Origin of the sequence: Paenibacillus sp. ov031, assembly GCF_900143165.1 — a bacterium.
Classification (GTDB): Bacteria; Bacillota; Bacilli; order Paenibacillales; family Paenibacillaceae; genus Paenibacillus; species Paenibacillus marchantiae.
On sequence record NZ_FRDO01000003.1, the window covers coordinates 547,780 to 564,221 of the forward strand.

The 16,442-nt window shown below is 48.7% G+C and carries 18 protein-coding genes, 1 tRNA gene and 1 riboswitch; of the genes, 11 read left to right on the forward strand and 8 right to left on the reverse strand.

Annotated elements, in window-relative coordinates; all coding sequences use genetic code 11:
- Nucleotides 1–121 precede the first annotated feature (121 nt).
- Nucleotides 122–1,417, forward strand: a complete 1,296-nt coding sequence (locus BUA17_RS16410) for an Nramp family divalent metal transporter (RefSeq protein ID WP_063564630.1) — start codon at nt 122–124, stop codon at nt 1,415–1,417.
- Nucleotides 1,418–1,557: 140 nt separating this feature from the next.
- Here BUA17_RS16410 and BUA17_RS16415 read toward each other — a convergent pair whose 3' ends face one another.
- Nucleotides 1,558–2,250, reverse strand: coding sequence for an HAD family hydrolase (locus BUA17_RS16415; RefSeq protein ID WP_161490571.1), 693 nt, complete (start codon nt 2,248–2,250; stop codon nt 1,558–1,560).
- Between the two features lie 165 nt (nt 2,251–2,415).
- The gene (locus BUA17_RS16420; RefSeq protein WP_228469185.1) at nt 2,416–2,814 is read right to left on the reverse strand and encodes an HAD family hydrolase; all 399 of its coding nucleotides are present in this window, start codon (nt 2,812–2,814) and stop codon (nt 2,416–2,418) included.
- 117 nt (nt 2,815–2,931) lie between these two features.
- Nucleotides 2,932–3,107: riboswitch (cyclic di-AMP (ydaO/yuaA leader) on the reverse strand.
- 367 nt (nt 3,108–3,474) lie between these two features.
- On the opposite strand from BUA17_RS16420, the gene BUA17_RS16425 reads away from it, so the two are divergent.
- Complete coding sequence (locus BUA17_RS16425) at nt 3,475–3,951, forward strand: glutathione peroxidase (RefSeq protein ID WP_072734287.1); 477 nt, start codon at nt 3,475–3,477, stop codon at nt 3,949–3,951.
- Between the two features lie 150 nt (nt 3,952–4,101).
- Here the strand turns inward: BUA17_RS16425 and BUA17_RS16435 are convergent.
- A tRNA-Leu gene (locus tag BUA17_RS16435) sits at nt 4,102–4,184 on the reverse strand.
- A 421-nt stretch (nt 4,185–4,605) separates the two neighbouring features.
- Between BUA17_RS16435 and BUA17_RS16440 the strand changes: the two genes are divergently transcribed.
- The 3 genes from BUA17_RS16440 (at nt 4,606) to BUA17_RS16450 (ending at nt 6,469) form a co-directional block, all read left to right on the forward strand.
- Nucleotides 4,606–5,307, forward strand: a complete 702-nt coding sequence (locus BUA17_RS16440; protein ID WP_072734289.1) for an urease accessory protein UreF — start codon at nt 4,606–4,608, stop codon at nt 5,305–5,307.
- A 277-nt stretch (nt 5,308–5,584) separates the two neighbouring features.
- A complete protein-coding gene (locus BUA17_RS16445) occupies nt 5,585–5,788 on the forward strand; it encodes a hypothetical protein (RefSeq protein WP_063564423.1) in 204 nt (67 codons plus the stop codon).
- Nucleotides 5,789–5,815: 27 nt separating this feature from the next.
- Entirely contained in the window at nt 5,816–6,469 is a 654-nt protein-coding gene (locus BUA17_RS16450; RefSeq protein WP_063564424.1) for a nitrogen regulation protein NR(II), read from the forward strand.
- Between the two features lie 25 nt (nt 6,470–6,494).
- On the opposite strand, the gene urtE is transcribed toward BUA17_RS16450, so the two are convergent.
- The 5 genes from urtE to urtA all read right to left on the reverse strand — a co-directional run bounded on the left by urtE (nt 6,495) and on the right by urtA (nt 11,358).
- A complete protein-coding gene (gene urtE / locus BUA17_RS16455; RefSeq protein ID WP_072734290.1) occupies nt 6,495–7,190 on the reverse strand; it encodes an urea ABC transporter ATP-binding subunit UrtE in 696 nt (231 codons plus the stop codon).
- Nucleotides 7,168–7,977, reverse strand: coding sequence for an urea ABC transporter ATP-binding protein UrtD (gene urtD / locus BUA17_RS16460; protein ID WP_072734291.1), 810 nt, complete (start codon nt 7,975–7,977; stop codon nt 7,168–7,170). Before urtD ends, urtE begins: the two co-directional genes overlap by 23 nt.
- Nucleotides 7,940–9,034, reverse strand: coding sequence for an urea ABC transporter permease subunit UrtC (gene urtC / locus BUA17_RS16465; RefSeq protein WP_072734292.1), 1,095 nt, complete (start codon nt 9,032–9,034; stop codon nt 7,940–7,942). The genes urtD and urtC overlap by 38 nt, the downstream gene beginning before the upstream one ends.
- An 18-nt stretch (nt 9,035–9,052) precedes the next feature.
- Nucleotides 9,053–9,958: an urea ABC transporter permease subunit UrtB gene (urtB, locus tag BUA17_RS16470; RefSeq protein ID WP_072734293.1), complete on the reverse strand. Its 906-nt coding sequence runs from the start codon at nt 9,956–9,958 to the stop codon at nt 9,053–9,055.
- A gap of 149 nt (nt 9,959–10,107) precedes the next feature.
- Entirely contained in the window at nt 10,108–11,358 is a 1,251-nt protein-coding gene (gene urtA, locus BUA17_RS16475; RefSeq protein WP_072734294.1) for an urea ABC transporter substrate-binding protein, read from the reverse strand.
- A 260-nt stretch (nt 11,359–11,618) separates the two neighbouring features.
- Between urtA and BUA17_RS16480 the strand changes: the two genes are divergently transcribed.
- The 6 genes from BUA17_RS16480 to BUA17_RS16505 are packed head-to-tail and all read left to right on the forward strand — an operon-like array spanning nt 11,619 to nt 16,394.
- On the forward strand, nt 11,619–11,921 hold the full coding sequence (locus BUA17_RS16480) for an urease subunit gamma (protein WP_063564430.1): 303 nt from the start codon (nt 11,619–11,621) through the stop codon (nt 11,919–11,921).
- 18 nt (nt 11,922–11,939) lie between these two features.
- Entirely contained in the window at nt 11,940–12,329 is a 390-nt protein-coding gene (locus tag BUA17_RS16485; protein WP_063564431.1) for an urease subunit beta, read from the forward strand.
- Nucleotides 12,326–14,044 carry an urease subunit alpha gene (ureC, locus tag BUA17_RS16490; protein ID WP_072734295.1) on the forward strand — a complete coding sequence of 573 codons (1,719 nt, stop codon included), beginning with the start codon at nt 12,326–12,328 and terminating at the stop codon, nt 14,042–14,044. The genes BUA17_RS16485 and ureC overlap by 4 nt, the downstream gene beginning before the upstream one ends.
- Before the next feature lie 15 nt (nt 14,045–14,059).
- On the forward strand, nt 14,060–14,758 hold the full coding sequence (locus BUA17_RS16495) for an urease accessory protein UreF (RefSeq protein ID WP_072734296.1): 699 nt from the start codon (nt 14,060–14,062) through the stop codon (nt 14,756–14,758).
- Nucleotides 14,759–14,794: 36 nt separating this feature from the next.
- Nucleotides 14,795–15,517 carry an urease accessory protein UreG gene (gene ureG, locus BUA17_RS16500; protein WP_072734297.1) on the forward strand — a complete coding sequence of 241 codons (723 nt, stop codon included), beginning with the start codon at nt 14,795–14,797 and terminating at the stop codon, nt 15,515–15,517.
- Nucleotides 15,489–16,394, forward strand: coding sequence for an urease accessory protein UreD (locus BUA17_RS16505; protein ID WP_170867860.1), 906 nt, complete (start codon nt 15,489–15,491; stop codon nt 16,392–16,394). The genes ureG and BUA17_RS16505 overlap by 29 nt, the downstream gene beginning before the upstream one ends.
- Nucleotides 16,395–16,442: the final 48 nt, after the last annotated feature.

The window sequence follows — 16,442 nt, forward strand, 5'->3', positions numbered from 1 at the left end:
AATCAAAGGAATGACACCGTTCCTCTTCATATAGAATATCAATACTTCAAAGTCGGGTGATTATATTATGAGTAAAAAAAATCCGTTCAACACTCCTTCAAATGAGCCATTGGCTGCGGGCATGGCCCCATCTCTCGGGGAAGCCCACAGCTCCATGAAGGTGCCTCAGAACGCTGCTTGGTGGAAAAAGTTCCTTGCTTTTGTTGGACCGGGTTACCTCGTTGCCGTTGGATATATGGATCCCGGGAACTGGGCAACGGATATTGCCGGTGGTTCACAATTCGGTTATACGTTATTGTCCGTTATTCTGATTTCGAACTTAATGGCTGTTGTGTTACAGTCTCTCGCTGGCAAGCTCGGGATTGTCACAGGACGGGATTTGGCGCAAGCCTGCCGCGAACGATTTAGCATGCCTGTTGTAATCGTGTTATGGATTTTGTGTGAGCTTGCGATTGCAGCCACCGACCTTGCCGAGGTTATTGGTTCAGCCATCGCGCTCAAGCTGCTGTTCAACATCCCCATGTTATACGGCGTCATTATTACCGCTGTCGATGTACTGGTCATTCTTTTGCTGCAAAATAAAGGCTTCCGCGCATTGGAATCCCTCGTAATTGTACTAATGGCTACCATCGCCCTCTGCTTCGGGATTGACCTGTTTCTCGCTAAACCGGATATGGGTGGCGTCATGCATGGTTTCGTACCGAATGTTGAGATTTTGCAAAATCCAGCTATGCTCTACATCGCCATCGGGATTATCGGTGCAACCGTGATGCCCCATAATCTGTATCTGCATTCTTCCATTGTGCAGACCCGTCAGATTGAACAGACGCCAAAAGGAAAAAAAGAAGCGATTCTGTATTCCACCATGGATTCAACCATCGCTTTAACGCTAGCTCTGTTCATTAATGCAGCCATCCTGATTGTGTCTGCTGCCGTGTTTCATAGTGCGGGTATGACCCAGGTTGCGGAAATTACAGATGCTTACCATCTGTTGACACCTTTGCTGGGAACCACTATCGCCAGCATCCTGTTCGGTGTAGCCCTGCTGGCTTCAGGCCAAAACTCAACACTCACCGGCACGTTGTCCGGACAGATTGTAATGGAAGGCTTCCTGAACATTCGTATTCCAGCGTGGCTTCGTCGACTGGTTACACGTCTGATCGCTATCATCCCGGCCGTCATCGTAACAGCCATTGCTGGAGAGCACGGAACAGAAGAACTGTTGATTCTTAGCCAGGTTGTGCTGTCTCTGCAGCTACCCTTTGCCGTCATTCCGCTGGTAATGTTTACGAGTGACAAAAAAAGCATGGGGGCTTTTGCCAACAAGCTGTGGCTCAAAATCATCTCCTGGATCATTGCCGGAGTTATCGTTGTCCTGAATGTGTATCTGATTATCCAGACCATTCTGTTGTTCTAGGTTAAACGGAACTACGCGGTATTTTGTCTAAATCAAAAAGGCTGATCAACTCAAGTAACGTACCCCTTGAGACGATCAGCCTTTTATATGTTTGAGCAGCAGCCTAATTATACCGATTAGATCTTAAATACTGCTCTTATTTAGTTGTCTGAATTTTGAGTTACCATTAACAATGGAAGAAGTTCCTCCAGTGATTCAATAGTCCAGTCTGGACGCTCTGCATCCGCAAGCTCCGGCTGGAATCTACCATAACCCTGCAAAATCCGGATCGTGTGCATACCCAGCTTCTTAGCCGGAATAATATCATTATCAATCCTGTCGCCGATCATGACCGCTTCCTCAGGTTTGCATCCCGCCTGTTTCAACGCTACAGCATACAATTCAGGATCAGGCTTGGACACTCCTTCTTCAGCCGAACAGGCCAGCACATCCACATACTTGCGCAAGCCGTAGCTATCCAGCCGATTTTCCGTCCCCGGACTCTGATTGGCAATGATACCAATCTTATAGTGTTGCGACAACGTCTGGAGAACAGCGTCGGCTGACGCAAAGGGGCGCTCAAGCTCTTTGCGGAACTTTAGCTTCTCCTGTATCTGTTCCCGGTGCCCCTCATCGCTGATAAGGGTACGAATAGCCAATTTCATCGGCCATTGCTCGTAATTTCGGTAAGAGGCGGCAAATATATCTCGCACCGTCTGCATCTCCACCTGATAACCGAGCGCACAAGCTTCACGAACGAACTGACCGATAATATCATCTACCGGCTCCCATTCGTCCACGAGCGTATCCCCCACATCAAAGAACAACCATTGTATTCCACGTACATCCGGCACGCCTATTCCTCCTCGTTAGCCACAGGAAATCCATATCCCTATTTCCCAAACCATAAAAAAGAAGACCCACCAACATGCATGAGTCTCCTCAAGTTTCCGTTTATTTATGATTTCAATTATAACAGGCAGCTGACACTGGATCAATCACAGGAATAGTACTAGCCACTAGCCATTCAGTAGAAACCCAACTTCCCCATTCAAGGAATATACAATACGGTCTGCTCCCATTCCCCGATAGATCCCTTTGGGGTGGCTTTGTTCCGTAATGACACACAGGGACTTGGATGTCCAGGAGCGGCAGATCTGCAAATATCGACAGGTCAGGTTTAGGCTATTTTCAAAAATAAAAACATTGCCGACACTACCTTGCGGCAAAAACCATTTCTGAGCAGCAGCTGTGTTCATGCGAATGACATGCTCCACACCGATTCTCCGGAGCCTGCGCTCTTCCCCTGCACTGTTGGTCAGAACGGCAAACGGCATTTTTTTGTACATCAGCAATTTGATAAATTTACGTCCTGCTTCATTTGGAGCAGTCACTAAGATCATCTCTTTATCCATCATTCGTTCCTCCCTTGGCGTGAAAAGACAACAAAAAAGAAGCGTGGGGGACCAAGGCCTCCCGGACGCTTCTTCAATAATCCATAGCAAAAAGACACTATGAACCAGCGTACGGCTTGTTGCCTCTCCCTTTAACGCTTACGAGGTTAGCTGACGGATTCGGGCGCGAGAGTCGCCCTATTTCCGGCTGTCACCGGAAAATTCACCCCATGGATGCCTACTGTCCTAGACAGTTCATCCTGTTGGTTCCCCCGTTTCCCACCCATGAATGAATGGAAACTCAGCGATTAAAACATCGTTCTTTTATAATCATTAATCAGAGCGATATTATCGTTTGTTTCGTTTTTCATGTAAAATTTAATTTAAATTGGAATTACGATATGAATCATACACCCGTGCCATATTGGTGTAAAGTCTGCGCAGATCACCGAATCGACGGATTTTTGCCATTTCACATCAATAATAGCGCTTACAACGTATCCATTCTCTACCCATCTCATCAAAGCTCTCTAATTCTCTCTTTAGCGAAATTCAGGTAGCAAATCAGTCACAGATCATACACGACAGCTTCAAATTAAGTTAAAAAAGCAATATTAATTTTGCATTATTTAATTGTAATCAATATAATAGAAGAAAGAAGAATATGAAATGGAGGCGATTTTCATGTCAGTCTACGACTACAAAGTAAACACCCTTCGCGGTCAGGAAGTTGAAATGTCCAACTATCGTGACAAAGTACTGCTTATCGTGAATACAGCAAGCCAATGCGGCCTCACACCTCAATTCAAAGGTCTGCAAGAGCTTCAGGATAAGTTTAAAGACTCCCCATTCGAAGTTCTTGGTTTTCCAAGCAACCAGTTTGCACAGGAAAAAGGCTCTTCTGATGATATTGCCGAGTTCTGCCAGATGAACTATGGTGTTAGCTTCCCGATGTTTGAGAAGATCGATGTGAATGGTTCAAGCGCTCACCCTCTTTTCCAGCACCTTACCAAAGAAGCGCCAGGCGTACTCGGCTCCAAAGCCATCAAATGGAACTTCACCAAATTCCTTGTGGATCAGAACGGACGTGTTCTGAAACGGTATGCTCCCAAAACAACACCTGATAAAATTGAAGCGGACATCAAAGATTTGCTTAAATAACAAGTAAAGGCCATCCGACCCCAGCAGACAGAATGAGCATGCATTCAGGGGAAACGGGTGACCTTTTTTTGTCTGGCCCATCTGTACTGTAAATAAAACAAAAAAAAGAAGCTTCCCATACGGGAAGCTTCTTCTTTATCGTTCTTATGATGCGGTCGAGAGGACTCGAACCTCCACGGGTATACACCCACTACCCCCTCAAGATAGCGTGTCTGCCATTCCACCACGACCGCATGTCGTAAATAATCGGCAACAAAATTGATTATACCCGGTTCATGTTTAAAAGTAAAGCATTTTTCTAAATATCATTTTAACTGCGCTTTTCCTTCCATAAATCGTATAATCTCGTCATTTTCTCCTACGAAGTGCATATGATTAAATTTAATCCCGTTTGTATACCCGATTAGGCCGATCACTCTACTTTATTTGTATTACCATCCTTCATATCCCTTAGTATAAAGTAACTCATAAAGTTATATAAAATAACACTAAATAGATTTAATATTCAAAAAACAAAGAAACTATTGACAAAAAGCGGATATTTATGTGAATATATATATCATATAATTCGGATTTACAAACATATAGCGAACCAAAAAGGAGTATAAATGTTATTTAACATAACATTTAACGAACCGTAGGAGGCGAAAGATTGTGAACCGTGGGAATAAGCTGCTCGATTATGTCAAACTGCTTGATTCCTCTATCCAGGTCGGAGGGTTCACCCATTCCTTCGGTATGGATGCCCATATCGCTGAAGGTACCATTCGTAGTGTTGAAGATCTCGAATCATTCATGCGCTGTCAATTGCATCCCAGCATCGTGCGTCTGGAAGGTATGGCGATTAAAGGCATATACACCGCCGCAGATCACAAGGACGCATGGCGTACAGCCCTCATCGACAAACTCGTTCATGTCCAGCGCACCCCAGTCAATCTTAGAGAACATGCCTCCATTATGGGCAAACGACTAATTAAGCTAGCTCGCGCACTACACCCCTGGATTGATTTTAGCCATCTCGAACAAACGCTGGCTAAGTATGAATCTGTTGGCTGTCTCCCCACTGTTCACGCCTGGATTAACCACCACCTCGAAATCCCTGTCGAGGAGGCGGTCCTTGGTTATCTGCATTCAGCCATGAGTGCCTGCATAACCGAAGCCTCCAAAGTGATTCCCCTTAACACCGATACAACCCAGGACCTGCTGGTTCGCCTGGCCGCAGACCTGGAGCATGAATGGGATACCGTCAGCGCCTCCGCTGCGGATGGACCGGTACAACCGACCTCATTGTCCATGAAAACGTTGTTTCCAAGCTTTCACATGCTTGGAGCAGGGCTTCACGCATACAGAGCCTAATTCCCATCCCCTTTTTCTTCACACAACCCACCTCCTCACACAGTAAAATATAAAAAAACACGCCGCAACCTCATTGCTGGCGTGTTTTTTATGTCATTTATTTTGTCTATTTAACGCATTTACGCCATTTAACATATTAAAATACACTTATTTCCGTCTTTTTTAATTGTTAGATGACGCAAATGCGTATATAATAAAACATACAGCTCGCATATCTATATATTTTACACCAAGAATAACCAGCTGAACACTACATTCCAACGAGGGGTGAACCCTTTTGAACAAAAAGAAACCTGTGACTCCTTTCGGATGGGCCATTAAACGACGACTAACCGAACTCCAGGTCGACCAAAAGACATTTTGTGAACAGTATGGCATTCCGCCATATCGTCTGTCCAATCTCATTCACGGTACCCGCAAAGCAACCCGGTTCAGGAACCAGGTCGCAGACATCTTGGAAATTCCAGATGATTTAAGATAAGATTTCTGCCAAGGAGGAGCTCATTTCATGAGATACTTAATATCCGATCTGGAGAGATTATCGTTCCAGTCCATTCAACACCAACTTATCATCGTCGATCACAACTGGATCATTCGAAGCTGCAACACCGCTTGGCAACATGGACTTGGGCAACTGCTTCCCAAACAGAGCGTAACAAGCCCCTCCAGAACAGCACCTGAACCGCCTCATTACCTTCATCTTGTAGAGGGGTGGACATTACGCGAGGAGAAAGCAAAAAATGCGAAGATTGTTCAGGAGTTGAAAAGTATCACTGCACCTTTTAAAGACAGTTATACATACGATATCTCCGTTCAAACTGCTCACAGCGAACAGCGATGGTTCCGTATGGAACTCACCCCATTGATTCAGGCCGACCCATCCCTGCTGTCTGATCTTGCACTGATTGCACACACGGATGTTACCGAACAGAAACAGACAGAACGCCAATTGAAGAAGGCTCTGTCTGAAGTACGCACTTTGCGTGGACTGCTTCCCATCTGCGCTGTCTGCAAACAGATTAAGGATGAACAGGACAGCTGGAACTCTGTTGAAAGTTATTTGGAGAAGCACACCCATGCCGAATTCACTCATGATATCTGCCCGGATTGCATCCGAAGACTATATCCGAAGTACTCCAACATTCTGGACAAGCGCTCCTGAACTCATCCTACGCCATGAACCTTAGCTACACAGACAGATGGTGCTCAAACTGCGACATATCCAGCTCTCGCGGTTTTCCTTGCAGTGCAATTGCCCCTTTGTCCATTACATAGATATAATCTGCAGCACCGCGTACAAAATCAATGCTTTGCTCCACCAGCAAGATGGAGATCTCACCCTTTTCCTTAATTTGCAAAATGACCTGCCGGATGTCCTCTACGATGGAAGGCTGAATACCTTCTGTCGGTTCATCCAGAAGCAATAATCCCGGCCGAGAAGCCAGCGCGCGGGCAAATGCCAACTGCTGTTGCTGCCCACCACTCAAATCACCACCCTGCCGCCCATACATCGTGGCAAGCACCGGAAACATCGCTAGCACATCCTCTGGGAACGTCTTCACCCCTGCAGCACTCGTCTCCAGACCCAGCAACAGATTTTCTTTTACCGTAAGCTGCGGGAATATTTCCCGCCCCTGCGGCACATATCCAATCCCCGACCTGGCCCGTTTGGCCGGATCGTGGGTGGATAATTCCTGACCTTTCCACTGAATACTTCCCTTGCGCGTTTTAAGAAGCCCCATCAACGTCTTCATCAAGGTGGTTTTCCCTACACCATTACGCCCCATCAGGCATACTACCTGACCTGGCTCGACATCCAGATTCACACCGCGCAGCACATTACTTTCCCCATAGCCGGACTCAATTCGTTGCAGCGACAGCATGGTCATCCCTCCTTTTGCCCAGGTACACTTCAGCCACTCTCGGATCTTCCTGCACTTCCGCCATCGTACCTTCCTTAAGAAGTTTGCCTTCATGCATCACCGTCACTTTGGCTGCATACTCGCGGACGAATTCCATATCATGCTCCACTACCACAACAGACCTTTCTCGCGCAATCTCCTGCAGTAGGCGACCCGTCTTGTGTGTTTCTTCGTCCGTCATCCCCGCTGCCGGTTCATCCAGCAGCAATACACGGGGTTCCTGCAGCAGTAGCATGCCAATCTCAAGCCACTGCTTTTCCCCATGTGATAGAGCACCTGCACGTGCGTCCACACGGTCCTGCAGACCAACCTGGAGCGTAATCTGCTCCATTGCCGGACTTATTTTTGAATAGCGTTGAATACCCAGAGCCTGTAAAGGAGAACGACGAGTCTCCGCAGCCAGCGTCAGGTTCTCCTGCACGGTCAGACCAGCAAAGATCGATGGAGCCTGGAACTTGCGCCCTACCCCTTTTCGAGCAATCTGGTGCTCCTTCAGACGTGTCAGATCCGTACCATCCGCCATCTTCACTGTACCGGACAAGGGCTTGGTTTTGCCGCAAATCACATCCAGCATCGTTGTTTTTCCAGCACCATTGGGGCCGATCAGAAAATGCAGATCATGTTCATGCAGCTTCAGATCCATACCTTTGACCGCAACAAAACCGCCAAATGCCACCGTGATTTCCTCGGCGACCAGAACTACCGGAACGTCAGTAGACTTTTGGTTTTTCCTGACTGACTGGAACATGCACAACCTCTCCTCTCCGTTTCAGCAAGCGCACCACATGACGATATACACCAACAAGTCCATTCGGCATGAACAAGACCACTGTTACAAAGAGCCCACCAATGACAAACAACCAACCTTCCGGATAAGCTTCACTGATGCCCGTTTTGGCTGCGTTCAGTACCACAGCTCCGATTACCGCACCAATCAGCGTCCCACGCCCGCCCAAGGCAACCCATAATACCATTTCAATTGATGGCACGATTCCCATCATGGAAGGTGAGATGATCCCTACCTGGAGCACAAATAACATACCTGCGATTCCCGCCAACGCTCCGGAAAGGGCGAAAGCCAGCGTCTTGAACCCTGCCGGGTCATAGCCAAGAAAGCGAACCCGATTCTCCCCATCCCGCGCAGCTTCAAGCACCTGACCAAACCTGCTGTTCACAACCCGGCGACAAAGCAGGTAGGCGAGCACCAGAACAGCAAGCGTTATATAGTAGAGAGCAATCGTTGTCCCTGCCGAATGAAGGGTAAAACCAAAGATCGCGTTATATCCCGTTATACCATTGGTCCCTCCCGTCCATTCCTGTTTGCCCACAAATAACGTTACGGTAATGAGGACTAACGCTTGGGTCAGGATTGTAAAATACACACCGGTGATCCGGTTACGGAACGTGAACCACCCCAGGGCAAAGGCCAGCAATGCCGGAAGGGCAATGCCCAGCAATAGCGCCACTGGGAATGACCTGAACGGCTCCCAGAACCACGGCAGACCACTAAGACCACTCCATCCCATAAAGTCTGGAAGTGTTGTACCGCTGGCTTGCAGCTTCAGATACATCGCCATGGCGTACCCACCAAGTCCGAAGAATACACCATGGCCCAGACTAAGCACCCCTCCATATCCCCAGATCAAATCCAGACCGATCGCCAGAATGGCCAGTGCCAGGAATTTCGCCAATAGACTAAGCCGGAATTCCGTGGAAATGAGTGGAGCAAGACACATCATGATCAGGACAACCGCCCAGATGATCTTCATTTTCAGACTACCCGTCTTGAGAAGTGCCGACATCATATAACCCCCTTCTTCGCATTAATCCAGACTCCGAGTCCGTATGGCAACGAGCCCACGCGGCTTCCATTGCAGAAAAGCTACTATACAGACAAATACCAGCACCTTACCGATAGAGGCTGAGGTATACGTTTCAAATAACGTATTGAACATGCCAATTCCAAGCGCACCACACACGGTTCCCACCAGTTTCCCCACACCGCCCAGTACAACCACCATGAACGCATCTACGATATAATACGTCCCCAGCGAAGGGCCAATCGGGCCAATGAGTGTCAATGCACATCCAGCGATGCCGGCAATGCCCGAACCAATCGCAAAGGTCATGCCATCCACCCGTCTGGTGGAAATCCCGAGACAGCCCGCCATGCTTCGATTTTGCATCACGGCCCTCATCCGTCTCCCGGAAGAAGTCCGATAGATGTACAGATACATGCACAGCAGTACAACAGAAACCAGCGCGATAATGAAAAGACGTTTATACGGAAACACAATACCGTCCGCTATGGTCAGACCTCCGTTGAGCCAAGCCGGACTGGATACCCCTACATTTGGCGCCCCAAATATCGTTCGGGCCAATTGTTGCAGCATCATGCCTACGCCCCATGTAGCAAGCAGACTATCGAGCGGCCTCCCATACAGATGCCTGATCAGCACCACTTCCAGCAACCAGCCTATAAGAGCCGCCACACCAAAGGCGATAGGCAGAGCCACAATAAAGTAGACATCGAACCACGCTTGCGGAGCATACGAAATGAACAGGTTTTGCGTCACATATGTAGCGTAAGCACCGATCATGATCAATTCACCATGAGCCATGTTAATGACATTCATCAATCCAAATGTAACCGCGAGTCCCAATGCAATCAGCAGCAAGATGGAGCTGATGCTTAACCCATTGAACATTTGCAGGACAAACATATCCATCGCCTTTCCCTCCTCATGCTGTGAACATCTGAAATTTTATACAAGACATCAATTTACGTTTCGCATCAACGCTTTACCGTGATGTTGTAAGAGGGTGTGTTGTCTCACCCTCGTCTGTTATTCAGCAGTTCTGACGTGAGATGCCCATGCTATTTGGTACTAAGGGAAGCGCCCCAATCGTACGTTTTCAGATACGGATCAGGTTTGACGGGTGCTCCGGAGTTCCACAATTCCTTGAACTGTCCATCTTCCTGCACTTCACCAATCCGCACCGTTTTGTAGATATGCTGGTTCTCTCCATCCACCGTCACTTTTCCTTCCGGCGCATCGAATTCCAGACCTTTGGCTGCCTCCTTCACTTTTTCAACATCAGTTGATCCGGCTTTTTCCACGGCTGCTTTCCACAGATAAACGGCCACATATCCCGCTTCAATCGGATCGGCCGTCACCCGGTCAGCTCCATATTTTTCTTTATATTTCTCTACAAATGTTTTATTTTCAGGTGTATCTGTCGTTTGATAATAGTTCCACGAAGCCAAATGCCCTTTCAGCACATCCGCACCAATCCCCCGAATTTCTTCCTCCGCCACACTCACTGACAGAGTTGTCAACTGTTCCGAAGAGATCCCGGCATCCTTTAATTGTTTGAAAAAGGCGACATTGCTGTCTCCATTCAGCGTGTTGTATACAATATCCGGCTTGGCAGCCTTGATTTTGCTGATAATTGTACTGTAATCCGTATGTCCCAGCGGTGTATATTCTTCCCCTACAACTTCGCCACCCTCAGCTGCCAGCTGGGCTTTGATGACCTGATTGGCCGTTTTTGGGAAAACATAATCGGAACCAAGCAGATAAAACTTCTTGCCCCTGTTCTCCAGCAACCAGGTTACGGATGGAACGATCTGCTGATTCGTTGTGGCTCCTGTATAAAAAATGTTGGGGGACGATTCCAATCCTTCATATTGCACCGGGTAAAACAACAGACCCTTGTTTTGTTCAAACACCGGAAGCATCGCCTTCCTACTCGCAGAGGTCCATCCGCCGAATACAGCAGCTACTTTATCCTGTTGCAGCAACTTCCCTGCTTTCTCCGCAAATGTAGGCCAATCGGAAGCACCGTCCTCGACCACAGGCTCGATCTGTTTACCCAGAACTCCGCCCGCTGCATTAATCTCTTCAATGGCAAGCATCTCCGCATCCTTAACCGACACTTCACTGATTGCCATCGTTCCACTTAGGGAGTGAAGAACACCTACCTTAATCGGTTCTCCGGACGAAGTTGATTCTCCCGCCCCATCGGAGCCCGATGCCTCCGGCGGCGTTCCACCCTCCACACATCCTGTCAACGCAATGACCGCACCGAGCAAAACACTCCATAACTTGACCGTCCTCTTCTTCAATAGCCTACACTCCCTTTTTTTAGTCTATTGACGAACATTAAGGTCATATATGTCCGAAATGTTCGTTGATCCAAATTATGGAGGGTCACACTCACCGTGTCAATAATGCTTACACAATTTTATTTTATGCATACTCATTTCATGCATGCTGCTAATATAATTGGAACCATATTGACAAAGGGTCCACCCTGTGTGAGTATATTTAACATATAACATGATCCATGACGACATAGACTATCTAAGGGAAAGGTCGGATTACCTTGCACTGGACTGAGCAGGAAAAAGAAAAACTCCTGATTACCGTGGCTGCTAACCTCGCCCGCGAACGCAGAGGACGTGGACTTAAACTGAATGTTCCTGAAGCTATCGCATTGTTGACCTCCGAACTCATGGAACGTGCACGCGATGGGATGAGTGTTGCAGAGTTGATGAGATACGGCGGCACGATCCTGACACGCGAAGACTGCATGGAAGGTGTATCCGATATGATTCCTGAGGTACAGGTGGAAGCCACTTTTCCTGACGGAACAAAACTGGTCACTGTCCACGAACCTATACGCTGAGAAAGGCAGGAGAACTCCATGATCCCAGGTGAATATCGCTTAAAACAGGATGATGAGATCGTCTGTCATCCCGATCGCTTAACCGTGCGTCTGATTGTACTGAACCGCGGCGACCGTCCCGTTCAGGTCGGTTCTCACGTTCACTTCTATGAAGTCAATGCTGCGCTGGACTTTGATCGCCTTTCCGCTTTTGGGCACCGTCTGCATATTCCGGCAGGCACCGCTGTTCGTTTTGAACCTGGTGAAGAAAAACCGGTCGAACTCACCACATTCGGTGGCAAACGTCAGATTTATGGATTTAACGGATTAACCGAAGGATCGGCAGATCAGCCACCTGATCCACAGAAACTAGAAACATTTCTGAAGACATTTGCACCCCCTATGCAGGACGGAGGGGACCCTTTATGAAACGAATGAGCCGCGAACAATACGCGTCCATGTTCGGGCCTACAACCGGGGATGCCGTCAGATTGGCGGATACGGAACTATGGGCGGAGATTGAGCATGATTACGCTGTCTATGGGGACGAAAGCAAATTCGGTGGCGGTAAGGTTATTCGTGACGGGATGGGTCAGTCCACATCTGCCCTTCGCAGTGATGGCACACCTGATACCGTCATTACCAACGCCGTCATCATCGATCATTGGGGGATTGTCAAAGCGGACATCGGTATTCGCGATGGCTTCATCTGCGCAATCGGCAAATCCGGCAACCCGGATACAATGGATGGAGTCGATCCCGCGCTGGTTATTGGCGCATCGACCGAAATCATTGCCGGAGAAGGCATGATTGTGACCGCTGGAGGCATTGATACCCATATTCATTTTATTTGTCCACAACAGATTCAAACGGCATTATCTTCAGGAGTAACAACCATGATCGGCGGCGGTACAGGACCTGCAACTGGCACCAAAGCCACCACCTGTACACCCGGAGCCTGGCACATTCACCGGATGCTGGAGTCCGCAGAGGCATTTCCCATGAATATCGGTTATCTAGGTAAAGGCAATAGTTCCAGCACCGCTCCATTAATTGAACAGATTGAAGCCGGTGTCATTGGACTGAAGCTGCATGAAGATTGGGGCACAACGCCAAGCGCTATAGATGCCTGTCTGACCGCGGCCGGAGAACATGATGTTCAAGTAGCCATTCATACCGATACGCTGAACGAGACCGGATTTCTCGAAAATACACTGGCGGCCATTAACGGACGCACAATCCACACCTACCATACAGAAGGTGCTGGCGGCGGACACGCGCCGGATATTATTCGCGCTGCCGGAGAGTCTTACGTCATCCCCTCTTCGACCAACCCAACACGTCCTTACACACGCAATACCGTAGAAGAACATCTTGATATGCTGATGGTTTGTCACCATCTGGACCCGTCTATCCCTGAAGACGTTGCTTTTGCTGATTCACGTATTCGTCCCGAAACGATCGCGGCCGAAGACATTTTGCATGATCTTGGTGTATTCAGCATCATCAGTTCCGATTCGCAAGCGATGGGCCGGGTTGGCGAAGTCATTATTCGCACCTGGCAAACTGCCGACAAGATGAAAAAGCAGCGAGGCAAACTTGAACTGACCTCAGGCTCCCCGTCCGATAATGATCGGATCAAAAGGTATGTCGCCAAATATACGATCAATCCAGCTATCGCTCACGGCATAGGCCATCTCGTCGGTTCCGTGGAGGTTGGCAAGTTGGCAGACCTGATCGTCTGGAACCCGGCCTATTTCGGGGTAAAGCCCGAGATGGTTATCAAGGGCGGTATGATCACTTTCGCCCAGATGGGTGACCCCAACGCATCGATCCCTACGCCGCAGCCCGTATTCGGCAGACCGATGTTCGGTGCTTACGGCGGTGCACTTGCCAAAGGGTCGATCACTTTTGTCTCCCAAGCCGCAGCAGATGCAGGAATCAAGGAGATGCTAGGCTTGAACAAGCGTGTGGAACCCGTCAAAGGCTGCCGATCAGTGAGCAAAAAGGATATGATTCACAACGACGTGACACCCATCATTGAAGTCGATCCCGAAACCTATGAGGTACGGGCTGATGGCGAGCTTCTCACCTGTGAGCCCGCAGACGAATTACCGATGGCACAACGCTATTTCATGTTTTGACAAAGGGGGACACGCATGATGATGCACAGCGGCACGAAATTACTCCGTTATGTTCAACTGCTGGATTCGGCCTTGCCCATTGGCGGGTTCTCCCACTCGTTCGGTCTGGAGGCATACACTCATGACGGTAGAATACGGACCACCGCCCAGCTTGAACAATTCATTCGCGGCCAGCTTCATTCCAGCCTCGTACGGCTTGATGGTCTTGCCATCAAGGGTGTCTACCAAGCCATTGAGCAACAGGATGCCGCCCTTCTAGCCCTTTACGACAAACGTGTACACGCCCAGCGAACCCCCAGGGAACTACGGGAAAGTGGGCACAAGATGGGTAAGCGATTACTCAAACTCGCGAGATCACTATATCCGTGGATGGACTTTTCTCTAATCGATGAAGCCGTACAGGAACACGGTGCATTTTGCGGCATTACAACGATTCACGGCTACATCAATTATCAGTTGGAAATCGGAATGGACGAAGCTGTCACCGGACATTTGTATACCTCTGTTAACGCTTATGTTAATAGCGCTCTGCGTCTTCTGCCCATCGGGCAAACCGAAGCACAGATGCTTATCCAGAAACTTTTGAATGATATTGATTCTGAATGGTCTCAAATTCGGGATAACGACCCGGAAGACATGCACAGCTTCGGTATTGCCCAGGAAATCTATGCTATGCGGCACGAGAGCCTGCCAGCCCGTCTGTTTATGTCCTAACTGTTACAATAATTCAAAACCAAGGAGGAATTTGTTATGTGTGGAGGAGCTAATCATACGCATCATGCGGAATGGGAACGTAAGGTATTTGATCGGAGTCGCCCGATGCGAATCGGAATCGGTGGGCCGGTAGGTTCAGGAAAAACGGCCCTAGTAGAGAAGCTGTCCAAGGCACTGCGTACACGCTACAGCCTGGCCGTTATTACCAATGATATTTACACAAAGGAAGATGCCGAGATTTTGCTGCGTCAGAATGCACTCGCACCGGAACGTATTATCGGTGTAGAGACAGGAGGCTGCCCACATACCGCTATTCGCGAGGATGCTTCAATGAATTTTGAAGCCGTTGATGAGTTGATTGAACGCTTCCCGGACTTGCAACTGATCTTTATCGAAAGCGGCGGCGACAATCTCTCTGCTGCATTCAGCCCTGAACTGGCGGATGTATTCATTTACATTATTGATGTGGCTCAAGGGGAAAAACTGCCTCGCAAAGGTGGTCCAGGTATTACACGTTCTGACCTGCTACTGATTAATAAGACCGACCTCGCCCCTTATGTTGGCGCAAGTCTGAAAGTGATGAAGGATGATACTGAACGGGTACGCGAAGGACGGCCTTATGTGATGTCGAACCTGATGAGTGGTGAAGGGGTATCCGAAATCGTCCATTGGCTTGAACATCAATATATGGATGACGATGCTTCCGCTGCGCATCTGCATACCCACACTCATGAGCACGGAACGACTCACAGCCACTAATCCTTCTTCCTCTTCACATGGAGTTGAACATGGACCGAACCGCAGTACCGGAGAGGCCGTGATACGCCGCAGCGAGCTTCGGGCCACTTTCGCCCTCCAAGGCGGGCGCACCGTCATGACCGATCGGTATTATAGCACCCCTCTGCGGTTCAGTCGATCCTTTCGACCTCCGGGTGGCGGAGATGAATTATGTGTATACACCTCAGACGTCTCTCCAGGCGTGCTGAACGGTGATCATTATCGATCCGAATGGCAATTGGGCCAGAACACTCACTTAATGCTAAGCAGTACATCAGCCACGAGGCTTCATCCAACACCTACTGTTCCGTCATCTGTGAACCATCACTTTCGACTGGAGCAAGGAGCGGTGCTGGAGTACTTCCCTGAATGCGTTATCCCGTTTAAAGGCAGCTCATCATCACTCACCACGACCTTTGAGCTGGGTGAACAAGCAATACTTGCGTATGCTGATATCTGGTCCGCTGGACGGATTCATCGGGGAGAAGTCTTTCAGTTCAAGCGATATCGCAGTCTAACAGAAATCTGGCAAGGGAAGCAATTGGCCGTATGGGATCGCTTCGGGCTCGAACCAGAGCCGGACGATCCAAAATCATCCGCAGCGTTGTTAAACTACACCCATACTGCAGCTTTATGGATGATTGCCCCCGGATTGGGCGCAGCACAGTTGGAGTCCGTACGGTCCATTCTTCCCCCAGATGGTCGCATGCTTGCCGGGGCTAGTTTGCTCGCTACAGGCGGGATTGGTGTTCGTTTGCTCGGAATGGCTGCTTGGGAACTTCAGGAGCAATGCCTTCAGATCTGGAACACCCTTCGCTCCGATCTTTTGGGTAAACCTAGCATCACATTCCGCAAGTGAAGGCTACACGTCTATCAGACTAACAACTTTCGGAATCGCATGTTCATG